Origin of the sequence: Mycobacterium kubicae, assembly GCF_015689175.1 — a bacterium.
Lineage (GTDB): Bacteria > Actinomycetota > Actinomycetes > Mycobacteriales > Mycobacteriaceae > Mycobacterium > Mycobacterium kubicae.
In genome coordinates, this window is the sequence record NZ_CP065047.1 from 5886383 (window position 1) to 5905287 (window position 18905).

The 18905-nt window shown below is 66.7% G+C and carries 16 protein-coding genes; 9 read left to right on the forward strand and 7 right to left on the reverse strand.

The window, feature by feature from the left end; all coding sequences use genetic code 11:
- Positions 1 to 14 precede the first annotated feature (14 nt).
- A complete protein-coding gene (gene dinB / locus I2456_RS27685) occupies positions 15 to 1214 on the forward strand; it encodes a DNA polymerase IV (RefSeq protein ID WP_085074049.1) in 1200 nt (399 codons plus the stop codon).
- Here dinB and I2456_RS27690 read toward each other — a convergent pair.
- Both I2456_RS27690 and I2456_RS27695 read right to left on the reverse strand, forming a co-directional pair.
- Positions 1203 to 2207, reverse strand: coding sequence for a PHP domain-containing protein (locus I2456_RS27690; protein WP_085074048.1), 1005 nt, complete (start codon positions 2205 to 2207; stop codon positions 1203 to 1205). The genes dinB and I2456_RS27690 overlap by 12 nt on opposite strands.
- Positions 2207 to 2638 carry a hypothetical protein gene (locus tag I2456_RS27695; RefSeq protein ID WP_085074047.1) on the reverse strand — a complete coding sequence of 144 codons (432 nt, stop codon included), beginning with the start codon at positions 2636 to 2638 and terminating at the stop codon, positions 2207 to 2209. The genes I2456_RS27690 and I2456_RS27695 overlap by 1 nt, the downstream gene beginning before the upstream one ends.
- A 51-nt stretch (positions 2639 to 2689) precedes the next feature.
- Between I2456_RS27695 and I2456_RS27700 the strand changes: the two genes are divergently transcribed.
- Positions 2690 to 3541, forward strand: a complete 852-nt coding sequence (locus tag I2456_RS27700) for an LLM class F420-dependent oxidoreductase (RefSeq protein WP_085074046.1) — start codon at positions 2690 to 2692, stop codon at positions 3539 to 3541.
- Between the two features lie 341 nt (positions 3542 to 3882).
- Here the strand turns inward: I2456_RS27700 and I2456_RS27705 are convergent, their stop codons facing one another.
- The 3 genes from I2456_RS27705 to I2456_RS29060 form a co-directional block, all read right to left on the reverse strand.
- Positions 3883 to 5349, reverse strand: coding sequence for a glutamate synthase subunit beta (locus I2456_RS27705; protein WP_068034042.1), 1467 nt, complete (start codon positions 5347 to 5349; stop codon positions 3883 to 3885).
- The gene (gene gltB / locus I2456_RS27710) at positions 5342 to 9925 is read right to left on the reverse strand and encodes a glutamate synthase large subunit (protein WP_085074045.1); all 4584 of its coding nucleotides are present in this window, start codon (positions 9923 to 9925) and stop codon (positions 5342 to 5344) included. Before gltB ends, I2456_RS27705 begins: the two co-directional genes overlap by 8 nt.
- A gap of 830 nt (positions 9926 to 10755) precedes the next feature.
- Positions 10756 to 11109: a hypothetical protein gene (locus I2456_RS29060; RefSeq protein WP_308203643.1), complete on the reverse strand. Its 354-nt coding sequence runs from the start codon at positions 11107 to 11109 to the stop codon at positions 10756 to 10758.
- A gap of 17 nt (positions 11110 to 11126) precedes the next feature.
- Between I2456_RS29060 and I2456_RS27715 the strand changes: the two genes are divergently transcribed.
- Entirely contained in the window at positions 11127 to 12074 is a 948-nt protein-coding gene (locus I2456_RS27715; RefSeq protein ID WP_085075815.1) for a MinD/ParA family ATP-binding protein, read from the forward strand.
- A gap of 30 nt (positions 12075 to 12104) precedes the next feature.
- Here I2456_RS27715 and sigI read toward each other — a convergent pair whose 3' ends face one another.
- Complete coding sequence (sigI, locus tag I2456_RS27720) at positions 12105 to 12971, reverse strand: RNA polymerase sigma factor SigI (RefSeq protein ID WP_085075814.1); 867 nt, start codon at positions 12969 to 12971, stop codon at positions 12105 to 12107.
- 110 nt (positions 12972 to 13081) lie between these two features.
- Between sigI and I2456_RS27725 the strand changes: the two genes are divergently transcribed.
- A complete protein-coding gene (locus I2456_RS27725; protein ID WP_085075813.1) occupies positions 13082 to 13939 on the forward strand; it encodes an NAD(P)H-binding protein in 858 nt (285 codons plus the stop codon).
- A 9-nt stretch (positions 13940 to 13948) separates the two neighbouring features.
- Positions 13949 to 14401 (forward strand): nitroreductase/quinone reductase family protein, encoded by a 453-nt coding sequence (locus I2456_RS27730; RefSeq protein ID WP_085075812.1) that lies wholly within the window; start codon positions 13949 to 13951, stop codon positions 14399 to 14401.
- A gap of 137 nt (positions 14402 to 14538) precedes the next feature.
- Here I2456_RS27730 and I2456_RS27735 read toward each other — a convergent pair whose 3' ends face one another.
- Positions 14539 to 14829 (reverse strand): WhiB family transcriptional regulator, encoded by a 291-nt coding sequence (locus I2456_RS27735; RefSeq protein ID WP_085075811.1) that lies wholly within the window; start codon positions 14827 to 14829, stop codon positions 14539 to 14541.
- Between the two features lie 375 nt (positions 14830 to 15204).
- On the opposite strand from I2456_RS27735, the gene I2456_RS27740 reads away from it, so the two are divergent.
- From I2456_RS27740 to I2456_RS27755, 4 genes are all read left to right on the forward strand, one after another.
- A complete protein-coding gene (locus I2456_RS27740) occupies positions 15205 to 16173 on the forward strand; it encodes a helix-turn-helix domain-containing protein (RefSeq protein WP_241008035.1) in 969 nt (322 codons plus the stop codon).
- A gap of 247 nt (positions 16174 to 16420) precedes the next feature.
- Positions 16421 to 17677, forward strand: coding sequence for an EspA/EspE family type VII secretion system effector (locus I2456_RS27745; protein ID WP_085075810.1), 1257 nt, complete (start codon positions 16421 to 16423; stop codon positions 17675 to 17677).
- Between the two features lie 68 nt (positions 17678 to 17745).
- Complete coding sequence (locus I2456_RS27750; protein WP_068034028.1) at positions 17746 to 18057, forward strand: ESX-1 secretion-associated protein; 312 nt, start codon at positions 17746 to 17748, stop codon at positions 18055 to 18057.
- 1 nt (position 18058) lies between these two features.
- A complete protein-coding gene (locus I2456_RS27755; protein WP_068034026.1) occupies positions 18059 to 18904 on the forward strand; it encodes an ESX secretion-associated protein EspG in 846 nt (281 codons plus the stop codon).
- Position 18905: the final 1 nt, after the last annotated feature.

Sequence of the window (18905 nt, forward strand, 5' to 3'; positions counted from 1 at the left end):
CGCTATGCGAACATATGTTCGTGCGGTGCGAGGCGTCCATCCTGCACGCGGATCTGGACTCGTTCTACGCCTCCGTCGAGCAACGGGATGACCCGACGTTGCGGGGCCGGCCGGTGATCGTCGGGGGCGGCGTCGTGCTGGCGGCCAGCTACGAGGCCAAGGCGTACGGCGTGCGAACCGCGATGGGCGGCGCCCAGGCTCTGCGGCTGTGTCCGCACGCGGTCGTGGTGCCGCCGCGGATGAGCGCTTACTCGCGCGCCAGTGATGCCGTCTTCGAGGTGTTCCGGCACTGCACCCCACTCGTCGAGCCGGTCTCGGTGGACGAGGCGTTTCTCGATGTCAGCGGCTTACGCCGGGTGTCGGGCACACCGGTGCAGATCGCGGCACAATTGCGCGCCGAGGTGCGCGAGCTGGTGGGATTGCCGATCACCGTCGGCGTGGCCCGCACCAAGTTCCTGGCCAAAGTGGCCAGCCAGGAAGCCAAACCCGACGGGCTGCTGCTGGTCCCACCCGACCAGGAACTGGCCTTCCTGCATCCGCTGCCGGTGCGCCGGTTGTGGGGGGTGGGCGCCAAGACCGCCGAGAAGCTGCAAGCCCATGGCGTGCGGACGGTTGCCGACGTCGCCGAACTCGGCGAATCGACGCTAGCGTCCATGGTCGGCGGTGCCATGGGCCGCCAACTGTATGCCCTGTCCCGCAACATCGATCGGCGCCGGGTCGTCACCGGGGTGCGTCGGCGCTCGGTGGGCGCCCAGCGCGCGCTCGGGCGCCGCGGCAACACCATGTCACCGGCCGAACTCGACGCGGTGGTGATCACGCTAATCGACCGCATCACCACCCGGATGCGCGCGGCCGGTCGCACCGGCCGCACCGTGGTGTTGCGGTTGCGGTTCGACGACTTCACCCGCGCGACCCGCTCGCACACGCTGCCGCAGGCCACCTCCGCGACGCAGCCCATCCTCGCCGCGGCGCGCCGACTACTCGCCGCCGCCCAGCCCGACATCGCGCAGCGCGGTTTGACTCTGGTCGGATTCGCGGTTTCGGGCATCGACCGCAGCGGCGCCCAGCAGCTGATGCTCCCGTTCGACGGGGAATCCCCGGCGATCGACGCGGCGGTGGACCGGATCCGGCATCGCTACGGCAAGGCCGCGGTCACCCGCGCGGTATTGGTCGGGCGCGACCCGGGTTTGGAGATGCCACACCTACCGGACTGACCAGTCCAGCAGCTCTTCCACGGGCCAGGTGTTCACGATGCGCTCGGCGTCGATCTCCGCGTCCAGCGCCCGCTGCGCGCCATAACCCAGGAAGTCCAACTGGCCGGGCGCGTGCGCGTCGGTGTCGATGCTGAACACACAGCCGAGGTCGCGCGCCAGGTGCAACAGGCGGGTGGGCGGATCTCGTCGCTCCGGGCGCGAGTTGATCTCGACCGCGGTGCCGTGGTCGCGACACGCGGTGAATACCGCCTCGGCGTCGAATTTCGACTCGGGCCGAATCCCGCGGTTGCCCGCAACCAGCCGGCCGGTGCAGTGGCCCAGCACATTGGTGTGTTCGTTGGACACCGCGCGCACCATGCGGCGCGTCATCGCCGCGGCGTCCATCGACAGCTTGGAGTGCACGCTGGCCACCACGATGTCCAGCCGCTCCAGCAACTCGGGCTCCTGATCCAGGCTGCCGTCATCAAGGATGTCGACCTCGATCCCGGTCAGGATGCGCATCGGGGCGAACTGCTCGCGCAGTTCGTCGATCACGTCGAGCTGTTTGCGCAGGCGTTCGGGTGAGAGCCCGTTGGCGATGGTCAGCCGCGGCGAGTGGTCGGTCAGCGCGCAGTACTCATGCCCCAGAGCCGCCGCGGTCGCCATCATCTCCTCGATGGGCGCCGATCCGTCCGACCAGTTCGAATGCAGATGCAGGTCGCCGCGCAGCGCGGCGCGGAGATCTCCGCCGCCCAGATCTTGCGCGGCAGAACGCAATTCGACGAGTAGGTCGGGCTCCCGCCCGGACCACGCCTGGTCGATCACCTTGGCCGTTTTCGGGCCGATGCCCGGCAGCGTCTGCCAGCTGTTGGCCTGCCCGTGCCGTTCCCGGGTGGCCTCGTCGAGCTTTTCGATGATGTCGGCGGCGTTGCGATAGGCCATGACGCGACGGGGATCATCCCTCTTGCGGTCCCGGTAATAGGCGATCTGGCGCAGCGCGATCACCGGGTCCATCAGAGGAACTGCCCGTCGATGAAGCCGGCGAAAACGACTCCGAAGCCGCCGATCTCGCCGAGGATGAGCGACCACATCGCCAGCCCGGTGCCCGGCGGGGGAGGGTCGAATTGGTTCTCGGTGTCCCGGCGCGCGCCGTGCAGAATGTAGCTGCCGATGGCGGCGACGAAGAAGAAGACCACCACCATCGCGGCGGTGAGGTTGACCCACGTTGGCCACGCACTCAGTTCCACGAACGCCGCCGTCAGCAGGGTGGCGAAGGCGTACAGCAGCGCGGCCCGGTGGGCGATGTCGACGTACGGATGGGCGCGATGCTCGGCGGTGGTCATGATCTGCCGGTACTTCCAGACCCCGAGAACCAGCGCCAGCAGAAAGATCAGTCCGGTCGCCAGCAGCGTGATCTTGGTGTCGATTCCCAGGGCACAGCTCATCGTTCGCTCGAGTCTAGTTCGGCCACAGGAAACTGGCCTACGGTCGATGTCATGCGATTCGCTTTCAAGACCTCACCCCAAGACACCACCTGGGCGGACATGCTGGCCGTCTGGACCGCGGCCGACGACATCGACGTCTTCGAATCCGGGTGGACCTTCGATCACTTCTATCCCATCTTCAGCGACTCCGCCGGCCCCTGCCTGGAGGGCTGGACGACACTGACCGCGCTGGCCCAGGCGACCACCCGGCTCCGGCTGGGCACGCTCGTCACCGGCATCCACTACCGCCATCCCGCGGTATTGGCCAACATGGCCGCCGCCCTGGACGTCATCTCCAACGGACGGCTGGAACTGGGCATCGGCGCCGGCTGGAACGAGGAGGAGTCGGGCGCCTACGGCATCGAATTGGGCACCATCAAGGAGCGCTTCGACCGGTTCGAGGAGGCGTGCGAGGTGATCACCAGCCTGCTCAGCAAGGAGACCACCACGTTCGACGGCAAGTTCTATCAGCTCAAGGACGCGCGCAACGAGCCGAAGGGACCACAGCGGCCGCACCCGCCCATCTGTATCGGCGGTAACGGAGAAAAGCGCACGCTACGGATCACCGCGCGCTACGCCCAGCACTGGAATTTCGTCGGCGGCACGCCCGAAGAGTTCGCCCGCAAGCGCGACGTCCTGGCCTCCCACTGCGCCGATATCGGGCGCGACCCGAAAGAGATCATGTTGTCGGCTCATCTCCGGCTGGACAACGACCGCAACTTCGGCCAAGTCATCGAGCAGGCGGCCGGGCTGGCGGCCGAAGGACTCGACTTGGGGATCGTCTACATCACGCCGCCCCACGACCCCAAGGTGCTGGAACCGCTTGCCGAGGCGATCCGGGATTCCGGCTTGCTCGCCTCCTAGCCGCAGCAAACCTCCTTCGCGCGTGTGACTAAAAGTTTGGCGTAGTCACACCGCGAAGCGGAGCAGATCTTCGGCGGTGACCAGACGCTCATGTCTGGCGGGAAATTCGTGACTCTTCACTGGGTGGCGGAACCATGACCAGGCGATTCGGCCCATCCGTGACCGGGGTAATGGGTTGGTACGCACAGTGACACTCCCTGCGATCGAACATCTCAGCCGGGTTATGACACATGCCCACTATGTGACTCAACCCACAAGCGACTATTAGACACCTGGGTTCCGGCAAACACGAGCCGACGCGCCGAGCGAAACACCGCGTGTTTCTGGTGTGGCTGCTGTGACTACTGGAGCGGAGCGGCGGTGGGCTTGATCGGCGCCGGGAGTGCGCTGACCCCCATCAGGTACCGGTCCACACCCTGGGCCGCGGCCCTGCCTTCAGCAATCGCCCAAACGATCAACGACTGGCCGCGACCCATGTCGCCGGCAACGAAAACGCCGGGAACCGAGGTGTCGAAGTCGTCGCCGCGAGCCACGTTGCCGCGCTCGGTCAGCTTCACTTCGAGGTCGGTCAGCAGCCCGGGCTTCTCCGGTCCGACGAATCCCATCGCCAGCAAAACCAAGTCGGCCTCCAGTTCGAAGTCCGATCCTTCGACCTTGACGAACTTGCCGTCTTGCATGCGCACTTCGTGCGCCTTGAGGGCGCAGACGCGGCCGTCCTGGCCGAGGAACTCCTCGGTGTTGACCGAGAAGACGCGCTCGCCGCCCTCTTCGTGTGCCGACGACACCCGGTACATCAGCGGGTAGGTCGGCCAGGGGGTGGACGCCGCGCGGGTCTCGGGCGGGCGGGGCATGATCTCGAACTGGTGGATGCTTGCCGCGCCCTGGCGGTGCGCGGTACCGAGGCAGTCAGCGCCGGTGTCACCACCGCCGATGATGATGACCTTCTTGCCGCGGGCGGTGATCGGCGGCTCGCCGTCGGGCCCCAGCACGTCATCGCCTTCCTGGACCCGGTTGGCCCAGGGCAGGTACTCCATCGCCTGGTGGATGCCGTCCAGATCCCGCCCGGGGACCGGGAGGTCGCGGGCGGCGGTCGCACCGCCGGCCAGCACCACCGCGTCGAAGTCGGCGCGCAACTGTTCGACGGTGATGTCCACCCCGACGTTGACGCCCGTGCGGAACTCGGTGCCTTCGGCCCGCATCTGCTCCAACCGCCGGTCCAGGACCCGCTTTTCCATCTTGAACTCGGGAATGCCGTACCGCAGTAGGCCACCGATGCGGTCGTCGCGCTCGAAGACGGTCACGTGGTGACCGGCGCGGGTGAGCTGCTGCGCCGCGGCCAGCCCGGCCGGGCCCGAACCCACGATGGCGACCTTCTTCCCGGTCAACTCCTCGGGCGGCAGCGGCTTGACGAAGCCTTCCTCGAAGGCGCGGTCGATGATCTCGAGCTCGATCTGCTTGATCGTCACGGGATCTTGGTTGATGCCCAGCACGCACGCCGGCTCGCACGGCGCCGGACACAACCGCCCGGTGAAGTCAGGGAAGTTGTTGGTGGCGTGCAGCCGTTCGATCGCATCGCGCCACCGACCGTTGCGCACCAGGTCGTTCCACTCCGGGATCAAGTTGCCCAGCGGACAGCCGTTGTGGCAGAACGGAATACCGCAATCCATGCAACGGGTGGCCTGCTCGCGCACCGCCCCTTCGCTGAAGTCCTCGTAGACCTCGTTCCAGTCGCGCAGTCGCAACGGCACCGGCCGACGCGACGGCAACTCCCGGTGGGTGTATTTCAGGAAGCCGCTCGGATCAGCCATGTGATGCCGCCATGATCGCTTTGTCCACATCTACACCGTCGCGTTCGGCTTCGGCGATGGCCTGCAGCACCCGCTTGTAGTCGCGCGGCATCACCTTGGCAAAGTGCCGGTGTTGCGCGGCCCAGTCAGCCAGGATCCGCTGTCCCACAGCCGAATCGGTAGCGTCGACGTGGGCCTGAATGATGCCGTGCAGGAAGTCGACGTCGTCTTCGTCGATGCTCTCCAGCTCGACCATTTCGGGATTGAGGTTGGCGGGCAGTGCGCCGTCCGGGTCGTATACGTAGGCCACCCCACCCGACATGCCGGCGGCGAAGTTGCGGCCGGTGCTGCCGAGGATGACCACCCGGCCGCCGGTCATGTACTCGCAGCCGTGGTCACCCACGCCCTCGACCACCGCATGCGCGCCGGAGTTGCGGACGGCGAAGCGTTCACCGACGACACCGCGCAGGTAAACCTCTCCGCTGGTGGCGCCGAACAGGATGACGTTGCCGCCGATGATGTTGTCTTCGGCCACGTAGTCAGTCGGTGCATTGTCCGACGGCCGCACCACGATGCGTCCGCCCGACAGGCCCTTGCCGACGTAGTCGTTGGCGTCACCGTAGATCCGCAAGGTGATGCCTTTGGGCACGAAGGCGCCGAAGCTGTTGCCGGCCGATCCGTCGAACGTGATGTCGATGGTGCCGTCCGGCAGGCCTTGGCCCCCATAGGCTTTGGTGACCTCGTGGCCCAGCATGGTGCCGACCGTGCGGTTGACGTTGCTGATGGTGGTCGAGAAGCGGACCGGTTTCTGCGAATCCAGCGCCTCCCTGCTCATGACGATCAGCTGCTGGTCGAGCGCCTTGTCCAGACCGTGGTCCTGACGCGAGCTGCAATACAGGTCCTGGTTCATGAACGCCGACTCCGGCTCGTGCAGAACCGGTGTCAGGTCCAGCCGGTGGGCCTTCCAGTGCGCGCGGGCCAGCGTGGTGTCCAGTGCACCGACCTGCCCGACGGCTTCGTTGAAGGTACGGAAACCCAACTGCGCCATGTACTCGCGGACCTCTTCGGCGATGAACATGAAGAAGTTCTCCACGAACTCGGGCTTGCCGGCGAATCGCTCGCGCAGCACCGGGTTCTGGGTGGCCACGCCCACCGGGCAGGTGTCGAGGTGGCAGACCCGCATCATGATGCAGCCCGACACCACCAGCGGCGCGGTGGAGAAGCCGAACTCCTCGGCACCGAGCAAGGCTCCGATCATCACGTCGCGGCCGGTCTTGAGCTGGCCGTCCACCTGGACCACGATCCGGTCGCGTAAACCGTTGAGCAGCAACGTCTGCTGCGTCTCGGCCAGTCCCAGCTCCCAGGGCGCGCCGGCGTGCTTCATCGACGTCAGCGGCGTCGCGCCGGTGCCGCCGTCGTGTCCGGAGATCAGGACGACATCGGCGTGTGCCTTCGACACGCCCGCTGCGACGGTGCCGACGCCGTTCTCCGAGACCAGCTTGACGTGCACCCGCGCGGACGGGTTGGCGTTCTTCAGGTCGTGGATCAGCTGAGCCAGGTCCTCGATGGAGTAGATGTCGTGGTGCGGCGGCGGCGAGATCAGCCCCACCCCGGGCGTGGAGTGCCGGACCTCGGCCACCCACGGGTACACCTTGTGCCCCGGAAGCTGGCCGCCCTCACCGGGTTTCGCCCCTTGGGCCATCTTGATCTGGATGTCGGTGCAGTTGGTCAGGTAGTGCGAGGTGACGCCGAACCGGGCCGAGGCCACCTGCTTGATCGCGCTGCGGCGCCAGTCCCCGTTGGGGTCGCGTTCGAAGCGTTTGACGTCCTCGCCGCCTTCACCGCTGTTGGAGCGGCCGCCCAGCCGGTTCATGGCGATGGCGAGTGTTTCGTGGGCTTCGGCGGAGATCGAGCCGTAGCTCATCGCCCCCGTCGAGAAGCGCTTGACGATCTCGCTGGCCGGTTCGACCTCGTCCAGCGGAACCGGGGGGCGTACGCCGGCACGGAATTTCAGCAATCCGCGCAGCGAGGCCATCCGCTCGCTCTGGTCGTCGATCAGACGGGTGTAGTCCTTGAAGATCTTGTACTGCCCGGTGCGGGTGGAGTGCTGCAGCTTGAACACCGTCTCGGGGTTGAACAAGTGGTACTCGCCCTCGCGGCGCCACTGGTACTCACCGCCCACCTCGAGTTCGCGGTGCGCACGCTCGTCGGGCCGCTCCAGGTAGGCCAACTTGTGGCGGGTAGCGACGTCGGCGGCGATGTCGTCCAGTGTGATGCCGCCGACCGGGCAGCTCATGCCGGTGAAGTACTCGTCGAGCACCTCCTCGGACACGCCGACCGCCTGGAACAGCTGCGCGCCGGTGTAGGAGGCCAGCGTCGAAATGCCCATCTTGGACATGACTTTCAGCACGCCCTTGCCGGCGGCTTTGACGTAATTCTTCAGCGCGGTCTCGCGGTCCACGCCGTCGAAGACGCCCCGGTCGAGCATGTCCTCGATGGACTCGAAGGCCAGGTACGGGTTGACCGCGGCGGCTCCGCAGCCGACCAGCATCGCCATGTGGTGCACCTCGCGGGCGTCACCGGATTCGACCACCAGCCCGACATGGGTGCGGGTCCGGTCGCGCACCAGGTGGTGGTGCACCGCCGCGACGGCAAGCAACGACGGGATGGGCGCCAGTTGCTCGTTGGAGTCGCGGTCGGACAGGATGATCAGCCGCGCGCCGTCGGCAATGGCCGCCGAGGCCTGCGCACGAATATCGGTCAGCGCCTCGGCCAACCCGGTGCCGCCTTCGGCGACCGGGTAGAGACAGTGAATGACCTTGGAGCACATGCCATGCGGGCGCCCGTTGACCTCGTCGTCAGGGTCGAGGTTGATCAGCTTGGCCAGCTCGTAGTTACTCAGGATCGGCTGCTGCAGCACGATCTGGTGACAGGATTCCTCCGTCGGGGTGAGCAGGTCGCGCTCACCACCGGTGGTGCCCTGCAAGCTGGTCACCACCTCTTCCCGGATGGCGTCCAGCGGCGGGTTGGTCACCTGAGCGAACAACTGCTGGAAGTAGTCGAAGAGCATCCGGGGACGCCGCGACAGCACCGCGACGGGGGTGTCGGTGCCCATCGAGCCGATCGGCTCGGCGCCGGTGCGGGCCATCGGCGCAACCAGCAGGTTGAGCTCTTCGTAGGTGTAGCCAAAGGCCAACTGCCGCATGACAAGTCGGTCGTGCGACATCCGGACTTGCTTGCTTTCGGGCAGTTTCTCGATCGGCACCAAGCCCTTGTCGAGCCACTCCTGGTAGGGGTGCTCGGCAGCCAGTTCCGCCTTGATCTCCTCGTCGGCGACGATGCGGCCCTGGGTGGTGTCCACCAGAAACATCCGGCCGGGCTGCAGCCGCATCCGCTTGACCACCGTGGACGGGTCGAGGTCCAGCACGCCGGCTTCGGACGCCATCACCACCAAGCCGTCTTCGGTGACCCAGATCCGCGACGGCCGTAAGCCGTTGCGGTCCAGCACAGCGCCGACGATGGTGCCGTCGGTGAACGTGATCGACGCCGGTCCGTCCCAGGGCTCCATCAAAGAAGCGTGGTACTGGTAGAACGCGCGCCGGGCGGGGTCCATCGATTCATTGCGTTCCCACGCCTCGGGGATCATCATCAGCACCGCGTGGGCCAGGCTGCGGCCACCGAGGTGAAGCAATTCGACGACCTCGTCGAACCGCGCGGTATCCGACGCGCCCGGAGTGCAGATCGGGAACAGCTTCTCCACGTCGTCCGTCGACCCGAACACGTCGGTCTTGATCAACGCTTCACGTGCCCGCATCCAGTTCTCGTTGCCGGTGACGGTGTTGATCTCGCCGTTGTGGGCGATGCGCCGGAACGGATGCGCCAGCGGCCACGACGGGAAGGTGTTGGTGGAGAACCGCGAGTGCACGATGCCCAGCGCGCTGGTCAGCCGGTCGTCTTGCAGGTCCAGGTAGAAAGCCTTGAGCTGCGGGGTGGTCAGCATGCCCTTGTAGACGAAGGTCTGCCCGGACAGGCTCGGGAAGTACACCGTCTCGCGGCCGGGTCCGTCCTGACCGGGGCCCTTGGTGCCGAGTTCGTGTTCGGCGCGCTTGCGCACGATGTAGGCGCGGCGCTCCAGGCTCATGCCGGAGGCGCCCGCCATGAACACCTGGCGGAAGGTGGGCATGGCGTCGCGGGACAACGCGCCCAGCGACGAATCGTCGGTCGGCACGTGCCGCCAGCCCAGTACCTGCAGCCCTTCGGATTCGGCGATCTTCTCGACGGCCGCGCACGCCGCGGCGGCGTCCTTGGACGACTGCGGCAGGAAGGCGATACCCGTGGCGTAGCTGCCCGGGGCGGGCAACTCGAAATCGACGACCTCCCGCAGGAATTGGTCGGGGACCTGAATCAGGATGCCCGCACCGTCACCGCTGCGCGGTTCGGCGCCCTGAGCACCGCGATGTTCCAGGTTGAGCAGCGCGGTGATCGCCTTGTCCACGATGTCGCGGCTTCGCCGGCCGTGCATATCCACGACCATGGCCACCCCGCACGCATCGTGTTCGAATGCGGGGTTGTACAGCCCGACGCGCTTGGGCGTCATTCCCACCTAACCCTTCAGCAGATTTCCTGCGGGCCTCATATGCCGATCCGAATTGGGGCTGCACCCGGAGGTTGCGGGCTTGACCCCTTCCGCCTTGTCGATAGGCTGTCCGCAAGCGGAGATTTTGTCGGTCAGGGTGTCGTCCGTGCAGCGCTGAACGGTGGCCCTGGACCTGATTTCGACAAGTCGTAAAACGATATGACAGATACCGCCTGACATGCCAACTTCTTCAATAGTAGCTTGCCTACTGGCACGGGCGTAAATTCGCTGTAACCGATCTTCGACGGCCGTGTGGTGTGCGCTACAACGCCGGGACTGCCCCGTTCTGCACGGTTAACATGGCACCACCCAGCGACCGCGCCAATCCATTGGCGAAGTTTGCTCTGCGCCAGTCCGGGGCGGCCCGGACGCCGCCACCCGACTTCCCCGGCTTGTCACATCAGCACCAAGGAATCAGAGAAAGCGTGGCAGCGCTGCTTGTGGCCAGTTCCGCCCCGGGCCGGGCACCATGTCCGGCGGCCGCGGCACGGTGCGCGACGAGTTTGCGCGACGCTGAGTGCCAGGTTCGCTGGCGTCCACCACTGCCGACCTGGTGGGTGGGTGCCCAATACTGGAGGGATATGTCGTCATCGTCCGGCTTTGACGGATAACCGTGGGGTTCATCACCGATGGGCCCGCGTCTGCTGAGGAGCTCATGAACGAGCGCGAAGAATTCCTGCGCGACCGGGTACAGCCCGACCGGCCCGAGGCCCCTGCCGTCCCGCCGCCCGCGGCGCGGCCCGCTGACGCACGATCGGCTCCACCGCGACCGCCCGCGCCGCCACCACAGGTCAGCCGTCCGCCGGCGCCGCCCACGCGTCCGCCAGCAGCGCCACCGACCCCGGCGCCGCCGCGGCCTGCCCCGGCCCCGGCGCACCGAGAACCGCCGGCGCAGTCCGCGCCCGACGCACCAGCAACCGAAGCGCCGACCCAGCACGTGCCGGCACCCCCGCCGCCACCACCACCCAGCCCGCCGCAGGCACCGCCACCACCGCCCCAGCCGCAGGCACCACCGCCGCCGCCGGGGCAGGCACCACCACCCCGGCCGCAGACCCCTGGCGCCGCGCACCCGCCGCCCCCGCCTCAGCCGCCCGGGCCGCCACCTCCCGCGCCGCACCCGCAGGCAGACCGGCCCGGGCTGCCACCCCCGAAGCAGCCGCAGATGCCCTGGGTCGACCCGGCGCTGTTGCAGGCTCGTGCGCGGACGCAACGCGACGAGCGCGGATGGCGCAAGTTCATGCGGGTGGCCACCCTCGGCCTGGTCAAGCTCGGGCCGTCACCCGCCGAACGTGAAGCCGCGGAGTTCGAGGCCGCGATCCGGATCCCGTTGCACGGCACCCACAAGGTCGGCGTGCTGGGCAAGGGCGGCGTCGGCAAGACCTCGGTCGCCGCCAGCGTCGGCTCCATCCTGGCCGAGCTGCGCCAGCAGGACCGCGTCGTCGCCATCGACGCCGATACCGCGTTCGGGCGGCTCAGCAGCCGCATCGACCCGCGCACCACCGGTTCGTTCTGGGAACTGACCGCCGACAAGAACCTGCAATCGTTCGCCGACATGACTTCACGCGTCGGGCGCAACGCCGTCGGCCTGTATGTGCTGGGCGGCGAGCCGGCATTCGGTCCGCGCCGGGTGCTCGATTCGGCGATCTACCGGGAAGCCGCTTTGCGACTGGACCGGCACTTCTCCATCTCGGTCATCGACTGCGGGTCCACGATGGACGCGGCCGTCACCCAGGAGGTGCTGCGGGACCTCGATGCGTTGATCGTGGTCTCCTCGCCGTGGGCCGACGGTGCCTCGGCGGCCGCCAAAACCATGGAGTGGCTCTCCGACCACAAGCTGACCGGCTTGCTGCAACGCAGCATCGTGGTGCTCAACGATTCCGACGGCCACGCGGACAAGCGCACCCGGTCGTTACTGGCTCGCGAATTCGTCGACCACGGCCAGCCTGTGGTCGAAGTGCCGTTCGATCCGCACCTGCGGCCCGGTGGTGTCATCGACGTAACGCAGGAGATGGCGCCGGCCACGCGGCTGAAGTTCCTACAGGTCGCGGCGACGATCGTCGGCTACTTCTCGGCTCGAGCGCAACCGGATGCCGCCCGCAAAGGTGGATGACGGCACCGGCGGCAGCGCAGTCCCTGCGGCCTAGACGGATCCCATCCGCGCCGACGGGTCGGCCGTCGCCTCGATCTTGCTCACCCGGCGGTCGCGGATGGTCAACACGATGACGGCGAAAAGGCGCCGTTCGGCGAAGGCCAGCAGAACCGGTTGTCCGGCCGGCGCGGTCACCAGCGTGACCCCTGGCCCGAGGTAGCGCAGCAGGTTGGTGGCCACCTCGTGCGGTCCGTGGTTGATCTGCGGGGGCGGGGCGGGGTCCGCGATGACCGTTCCCACTCCCCACACCGTCGGGTCCAACACCGCCGCGAGTGCGGCGACGTCGCCATTGGCGCACGCGGTGATGAACATCTCGGTGACCAGCTGATGTTCTGTGGGTGCGACGTCATTCAACTTCGGTTGCGCGGCAACGAATTTCGAGCGAGCCCGGCGCGCCAACTGGCGGCAGGTGCCGACCGGGCGACCGACCGTTTCGGCGATGCTGTCGAACGGAAATCCGAACACATCGTGCAGCACGAAGGCCACCCGTTCACCCGGACTGAGTCTGCGTAGCACCTCGAGTAACGCGGTGCGAACCTCGTCGTCGAGGGTGATCCGTTCGGCCGGGTCCAACTCGGCCGACTGCTGCGCCGCGGCTGTCGAGCCGAGTTGTTCATAGCGGGCCCGCGCGGAGCGCACCTGATCCAGGCAGAGCCGGCTGGTCACGACGGTGAGCCACCCGCGGATGTCGTCGATCTGGGCGAGGTCGGCCCGTGACAGCCGCAGAAACGCCTCCTGCGCAACGTCTTCGGCGTTACCGACATCGCCGAGGATCTGATACCCGAGGTTGATCAGGTAGGGCCGGTGCTGGCGCCAGGCCTGCACCACCTGGTCACTGGTTGACGCCGCTGAGTCCATGCCATTCCGACGATCTGGGCGAAGGAAAAGTTACATCGTGCGACGGTAACTTTCTCACCTGCGGGCCCGTCCTTTCCAGCAGAGCACGTTTCTCACGGAAGGAGATCCGCATGACAGTCGTGGTAACCGGGGCAACCGGCAATGTCGGGCGCCCCCTGGTCACGTTCCTCGCGGCCGCGGGTTCGCAGGTTCGGGCGCTGACCCGCCGGCCGCAGTCCGCCCACTTTCCCGACGGAGTCGAAGTCGTCGAGTCGGTGGACGACGCGGTGCAGGACGCGTCGGCAGTGTTCCTCAACTCCCGGGCGTTGGGTCCACAACTTCCCGGCGTGGTAGCTCGATGTGTGACCGCCGGTGTCACCAAACTCGTTGCGCTGTCGGCGATCAACGCCGATGATGACTTCGCCCGTCAACCGTCGCGCTTTCGCGGCGACCGCAACGAAGAGGTCGAGCAACTCGCCATCGACTCGGGGCTGCAGTGGGTCAGTCTGCGGCCGACGGTCTTCGCCACGAACTTCGTCGGCATGTGGTCGGCCCAGATCCGCAGCGGGGACGTGGTGGTCGGCCCGTACGCCGGCGCGGCGCAGGCGCCCATCGTGGAAAGCGACATCGCGGCGGTCGCAGCGCGAACGTTGTTGACCGATGACTTCGTCGGTCAGAAGATTCCACTGACCGGGCCGCAAGTGTTCACCAATGCCGAGTTGGTCGATGTCATCGGTGCTGTGCTCGGTCGCCCGCTGCGCTACCAAGAAATACCCGCGGACGTGGCGCGACAACGGCTGGCCGGCATGGGTGTCACGGCTGGCTTTCCCGCCGGGTTCTGGGACGCATACCTGGCCATGCTCGCCGCGACCCTCGACCAGCCCCCACTGGTCACTCACGACGTGGAGAAGATCCTCGATCGACCGGCACAGAGCTTCGCATCATGGGTCGCCCAAAATCGCGACCTTTTCACTAACCCGAATTCCTGAGGAGCAAACATGTCCGCCGTATCCGAAGCCCGGCCGCCGCGTTACCTCAAGCCGATGAACAAGGTGATGATGGCCGTGCAGAAGCTGGGTATCCCGACCGGTCCGGCGATGGTGCTCACCGTGCCGGGCCGCAAGTCCGGCCGACTCCGCAGTACCCCGATGACACCGTTCACCTACGACGACGGTCTGTATGTCGTCGCCGGGTATCCCGGCGCCGATTGGGCGGCGAACGCGCGGGCCGCCGGGGTTGGCACGCTGTCGCGCGGGCGGCGGTCGAAGCGGGTCCGCATCGTGGAGTTGACCGCCGCCCAAGCCAGGCCGGTGTTGCGGGTGTTTCCCGTCAAGGTGCCCGTCGGCGTGGCATTCGCCAAACGCTCGGGCATGGTCCGTCACGGCAGCCCCGACGAGTTCGAGGCGCTGGCCGGTCAACTCGCGGTGTTCCGGTTCGACCCGGTCGACTGACTGCACCCAACCGCAGACCCCTCGACGCGACGGTTGGGTGTGGCATCCGCAGACGCCTCGTCAGATGCGAGTTACCTTACCGCTGGTTGGCGCCCACCAACCGCACCAAATAGTTGCCGCTTCGCCCGTTGCAGAGGTTATGCCGACTTGGCGGACACCCGGTTGGCGCGCACCGGGAAACCGTTGCGCTCAGCGAGGGACCGCAGCTGACCCAGTGCGTGCGCCCGGGCCCGGCCCGAGTCCGGAATGACGACGCCGGCCCAGAGCCCTTCGGCGTTCGAAGACTCGACGGCGTCGCGGGCGCACATCCACCGGCGCGGGCAAGCGCGGCACAGCGTCTTGGCCTCGGCGTCCGGAGTGGTCGTCCAACGGTCGGGGTCCTGGGTGCACACGCCAAGCGGGACCTCGTACAAAGCTGTTGCAGTCATTTCTACGTTCCTCCTGGAAGCGTTGCAGTTCAGTCCCCTCTGCCGTCAGAGCGTATAGCACTAACCGTTGCAGTGCAACAGTTCGAGGCGAAGTTGTGGCGTTGCAGTGCTACGGCTTAGCTAGACGGTCCGCGCTAATAGCACGTTACCTGCACGAATGTGCTGGCCACGAGTACTCGCTGCCGGTTGAATCTCGATCAAAGCGGCGGGTGCTACAGATTGGCGCCAAGAAACCGTTCCGCTTCGCGATACTTCGAGGTAAGCTAACCGTAGCGATAGCCAGGTTCGGTTGAGCGACGTTCGACTGGTGACGGCGGCTACCGTAGCTGCAAAGCGTAGCAAGGGCGCAACATCGGAAAGGGCGCAACGGTGACGATGACGGGACGCGAGACGAGCGCCCTGTTGCCGGCCGTGCCCACCCGCGGTGTCGTGACCGTTCGCTCTGAGCAGCAGATCGTTGACCGCAGCCCCAGCGGTATGTTCGTCGGCGGCCCGCGCGAGAACATGGTGACCGGCCCGGTCGCCCTGCAGGACAAATCCATCGTCCGGTTCGACGATCCCACTGGAGGCGAAGCGTTGACCTTCGAAGTCGTCAGTCCGTCGAATCTGCCGGCCGAGGAATCGGACGAGCCGGACCCCGGGTTGGTGCGGGCCGGGGCGGCCGCCGCGGCTCGCCGTCGCGAACTCGACATCAGCCAGCGCAGTTTGGCCGCCGACGGAATCATCAACGCCGGTGCGCTGATCGCTTTCGAGAAGGGGCGCAGTTGGCCGCGCGAACGCACCCGGGCCAAGCTGGAAGAGGTGCTGCAGTGGCCACCGGGCACCATCGCTCGGATCCGCCACGGTGAATCCGTGGCGGCCCCACCGGCCTCGGCGCCAACTCCCCCCGCCCCGCCAACACCGCCCGCTGACGGCCCGGCTTCGTTGATCGCACAGGCCGTCGCCGCGGCGGTCGACACCTGCAGCCTGGCCATCGCGGCGCTGCCGTCCCCGCAAGATCCGGAATTCACCGAGCGGGCGGCGCCAATCCTGGCCGATCTGCGTCAGCTGGAAGGCATCGCCGTGCAAGCGACGCGCATCTCCCGGATCACCCCGGAATTGATCAAAGCGCTCAGTGCGGTGCGCCGCCATCACGACGAATTGATGACGCTCGGCGCAACGGCGCCGGGCGCCACGCTGGCGCAACGTCTATATGCCGCACGGCGACGGGCGAATCTTTCCACTGCCGAGACCGCCCAAGCGGCCGGAGTGGCCGAAGAGATGATCGTCCGCGCCGAAGCTGAAGAAGTTTTGCCCAGCGAGGTCGCTGAGGCGATCGAATCGCTCATTATTCAAATCAATTGAGGTTGGCCCGGGCGCCGTTATTCGAACGGATGCACCCGGGTCCATATCGCGGGGAACGGCCGAACCACGGCTCGGTGGCCCCGGAATTCTTGCGTGCGAGCCGCGCCGGCCTGTGCCCGAAATTGTTTCTCCCGCACGAAAATTGGTGCATCTACCCCGGTCGTCGCGCTGTTAAGCTCATCGTGCGATGCAAAAAGTGCACACGAAACAGACCGTGCACGCAACAGCGAGTGTGAGGATCACGTAAATGGCGGGAAGCGATCTCTGCAAGACGACGAGTAACTTCATCTGGGGTCAGTTGCTGTTGCTCGGGGAGGGCTTTATCCCGGACAACGGTGACGTCTTCGCCGCCGGCTCATCGTTGTTCAAGCAAATCAGCGACAAGATGGGGCTGGCCATTCCGGGCACGAATTGGATTGGCCAAGCGGCAGACGCCTATTTGAACCAGAACATCGCTCAGCAACTGCGCGCGCAGGTCATGGGTGACATCGACAACCTGACCGGCAATGTGATCTCGAATCAGGCCAGATACATTTCCAACACCCGTGACGTGCTGCGCGCGATGAAGAAGATGATCGACGGGGTGTACAAGGCCTGCAAGGTGCTCGAGAAGATTCCGCTGCTCGGCGACCTGTGGTCCTGGGAATTGGCGCTGGTCATGTGCGGCATCGCGATGGCGACCGTCGGCGGTGCACTGCTCTACCTGACGATCATGACGCTGATGAACGTCACCAACCTCAAGGGCCTGTTCGGCAGGGTGCTCGAGATGTTCACGACCTTGCCGAAGTTCCCGGGCCTGCCCAACATTCCCCTGCCGGGCATCCCCGACATTCCCGGCCTGTGGCCGCCGCAGCTGCCTGACATTCCGATTCCGGGGCTGCCCGACATTCCCGGCCTGCCTGACTTCAAGTGGCCGCCGGAGGTCGGCGTCCCGGACTTCCCGCTGCCGATTCCAGGGCTGCCCGACTTCGAGTGGCCGTCCATCCCCGGCTTCCCCAACCTCAACCTGCCCGAACTCGGCGGGGTCATCCCCGGGTTCCCCAGCCTGCCGGGGATGCCCAGCATCCCGAATCTGTTCCCCGGCTTGCCGGGCCTCGGTGAGTTCATCCCGGGAGTCGGCAACTTGGGCAAGCTGCCCACCTGGACCGAATTGGCCGCGTTGCCAGACTTTTTGGGCGGCTTCGCCGGTCTGCCCAGCCTGAGCTTCGGAGAGTTGCTCGGCTTCGCCCAACTGCCGAGCGTGGGCTCGCTGACCTCGACGATGGGCCAGCTGCAGCAGCTCGTCGCCGCGGGCGGCGGCCCCGGCCAGATGGGCAGCATGGCAGGTCAGCAAGCACAAATGATCTCCTCGCAAGCTCAGCAAGGCGGCCAGCAGGGCACGTTGGTGAGCGATGAGAAGAAAGACGACGAGGGCGCCGCCGCCGGATCGACCGACGGCGAGCGCGCACCCATCGACGCCGGGACACCTGGCGGCCAACGGCGGCCGGAGGGGACTGTCCTTTAAGCAGCGAAAGCCAAGCGAGCAAAGCCCATAGCGAGTAAAACGTTAAACGAAGAGGAGGGTTTTACCCCATGACAGGAGTACTGGGCGTCGTACCGTCATTCCTGAAGGTGCTGGCGGGCATCCAAACGGAAGTCTCCGGAATGTTCCCGAAGGTGACCAGTGAAATCGGCGGCGTCAGCGCCCGGGTCGCCAGCACCCACGGTTCGTTCACATCGAACTTCAACGAAGCCCTGCAAGAGTTCGAGACGACGCATACCAGCACCGTTGCCGGACTACAGGCAGTCAACGGCGGGTTGGCCAACAACCTGGTCTCGGCCGCCAGCGCCTACCTGAACGCCGACCAAGGTCTGGCCGGCATCATCGACAAGATCTTCGGCTGACATGACCGGTCCGCTCGGTACTGCTCGTGCGGGCCTCGTCGACGATGTGGTCGGCGTCGAGGTGACCATCGACGGAATGCTGGTGATCGCCGACCGGCTACACCTGGTCGATTTCCCTGTGGCACTTGGGATTCGGCCCAACATCCCGCAAGAGGACCTGCGCGACATCGTGTGGGATCAGGTGCGGCGCGACCTCACCGAGCAAGGTGTGCTGGACCACCACGGCCAACCGCACCCCGCGGTGGCGTCGATGGTCGACACGCTCAGCAGGGCCGACCGGACGTTGGAGGGTCGCTGGTGGCGCCGCGATCTGGGTGGTGCCATGGTGCGATTCGTGGTCTGCCGCAAGGGTGATACCCACGTCGTGGCCGCGCGCGACGGCGACCTGCTGGTCCTGCAGCTGGTTGCTCCGCAGATCGGTCTGGCCGGCATGGTGACGACGGTTCTCGGGTCGGCCGATCCGGCACCCGTCGAACCGCTGACCGGCGTCGCCAGCGAACTGGCTGACTGCACCACCCCGGGTCAACTGACCCGGTACGGCATCGCACCTACCATGGCGCGCCTTTACACCGACATCGTGAGCAACCCCAGCAGCTGGGTGGAGATCGTGGCGAGCCAACGGCACCCCGGGGGCACCACGACGCACACCAAGGCCGCCGCGGGCGTTCTCGACTCAGCACACGGCAGGTTGGTGTCGCTGCCCCGCCAGGTCGGCGGCGAACTCTACGGAAGCTTCTTGCCTGGCACTCAACAGAATCTGCAGCGGGCCTTGGACAGTCTGGTCGAGCTGCTGCCGTCGGGATCCTGGTTGGATCCGGCCCTCGACCACGCCTCGGCGCGAGGCTGAC

Excerpts from the sequence above, each read along its gene's own strand:
- dinB (WP_085074049.1), top strand. The coding sequence starts at position 15 with ATGTTCGTGCGGTGCGAGGCGTCCATCCTGCACGCGGATCTGGACTCG.
- I2456_RS27690 (WP_085074048.1), bottom strand. The coding sequence starts at position 2,207 with ATGGACCCGGTGATCGCGCTGCGCCAGATCGCCTATTACCGGGACCGC.
- I2456_RS27695 (WP_085074047.1), bottom strand. The coding sequence starts at position 2,638 with ATGAGCTGTGCCCTGGGAATCGACACCAAGATCACGCTGCTGGCGACC.
- I2456_RS27700 (WP_085074046.1), top strand. The coding sequence starts at position 2,690 with ATGCGATTCGCTTTCAAGACCTCACCCCAAGACACCACCTGGGCGGAC.
- I2456_RS27705 (WP_068034042.1), bottom strand. The coding sequence starts at position 5,349 with ATGGCTGATCCGAGCGGCTTCCTGAAATACACCCACCGGGAGTTGCCG.
- gltB (WP_085074045.1), bottom strand. The coding sequence starts at position 9,925 with ATGACGCCCAAGCGCGTCGGGCTGTACAACCCCGCATTCGAACACGAT.
- I2456_RS27715 (WP_085075815.1), top strand. The coding sequence starts at position 11,127 with ATGCCCTGGGTCGACCCGGCGCTGTTGCAGGCTCGTGCGCGGACGCAA.
- sigI (WP_085075814.1), bottom strand. The coding sequence starts at position 12,971 with ATGGACTCAGCGGCGTCAACCAGTGACCAGGTGGTGCAGGCCTGGCGC.
- I2456_RS27725 (WP_085075813.1), top strand. The coding sequence starts at position 13,082 with ATGACAGTCGTGGTAACCGGGGCAACCGGCAATGTCGGGCGCCCCCTG.
- I2456_RS27730 (WP_085075812.1), top strand. The coding sequence starts at position 13,949 with ATGTCCGCCGTATCCGAAGCCCGGCCGCCGCGTTACCTCAAGCCGATG.
- I2456_RS27735 (WP_085075811.1), bottom strand. The coding sequence starts at position 14,829 with ATGACTGCAACAGCTTTGTACGAGGTCCCGCTTGGCGTGTGCACCCAG.
- I2456_RS27740 (WP_241008035.1), top strand. The coding sequence starts at position 15,205 with ATGACGGGACGCGAGACGAGCGCCCTGTTGCCGGCCGTGCCCACCCGC.
- I2456_RS27745 (WP_085075810.1), top strand. The coding sequence starts at position 16,421 with ATGGCGGGAAGCGATCTCTGCAAGACGACGAGTAACTTCATCTGGGGT.
- I2456_RS27750 (WP_068034028.1), top strand. The coding sequence starts at position 17,746 with ATGACAGGAGTACTGGGCGTCGTACCGTCATTCCTGAAGGTGCTGGCG.
- I2456_RS27755 (WP_068034026.1), top strand. The coding sequence starts at position 18,059 with ATGACCGGTCCGCTCGGTACTGCTCGTGCGGGCCTCGTCGACGATGTG.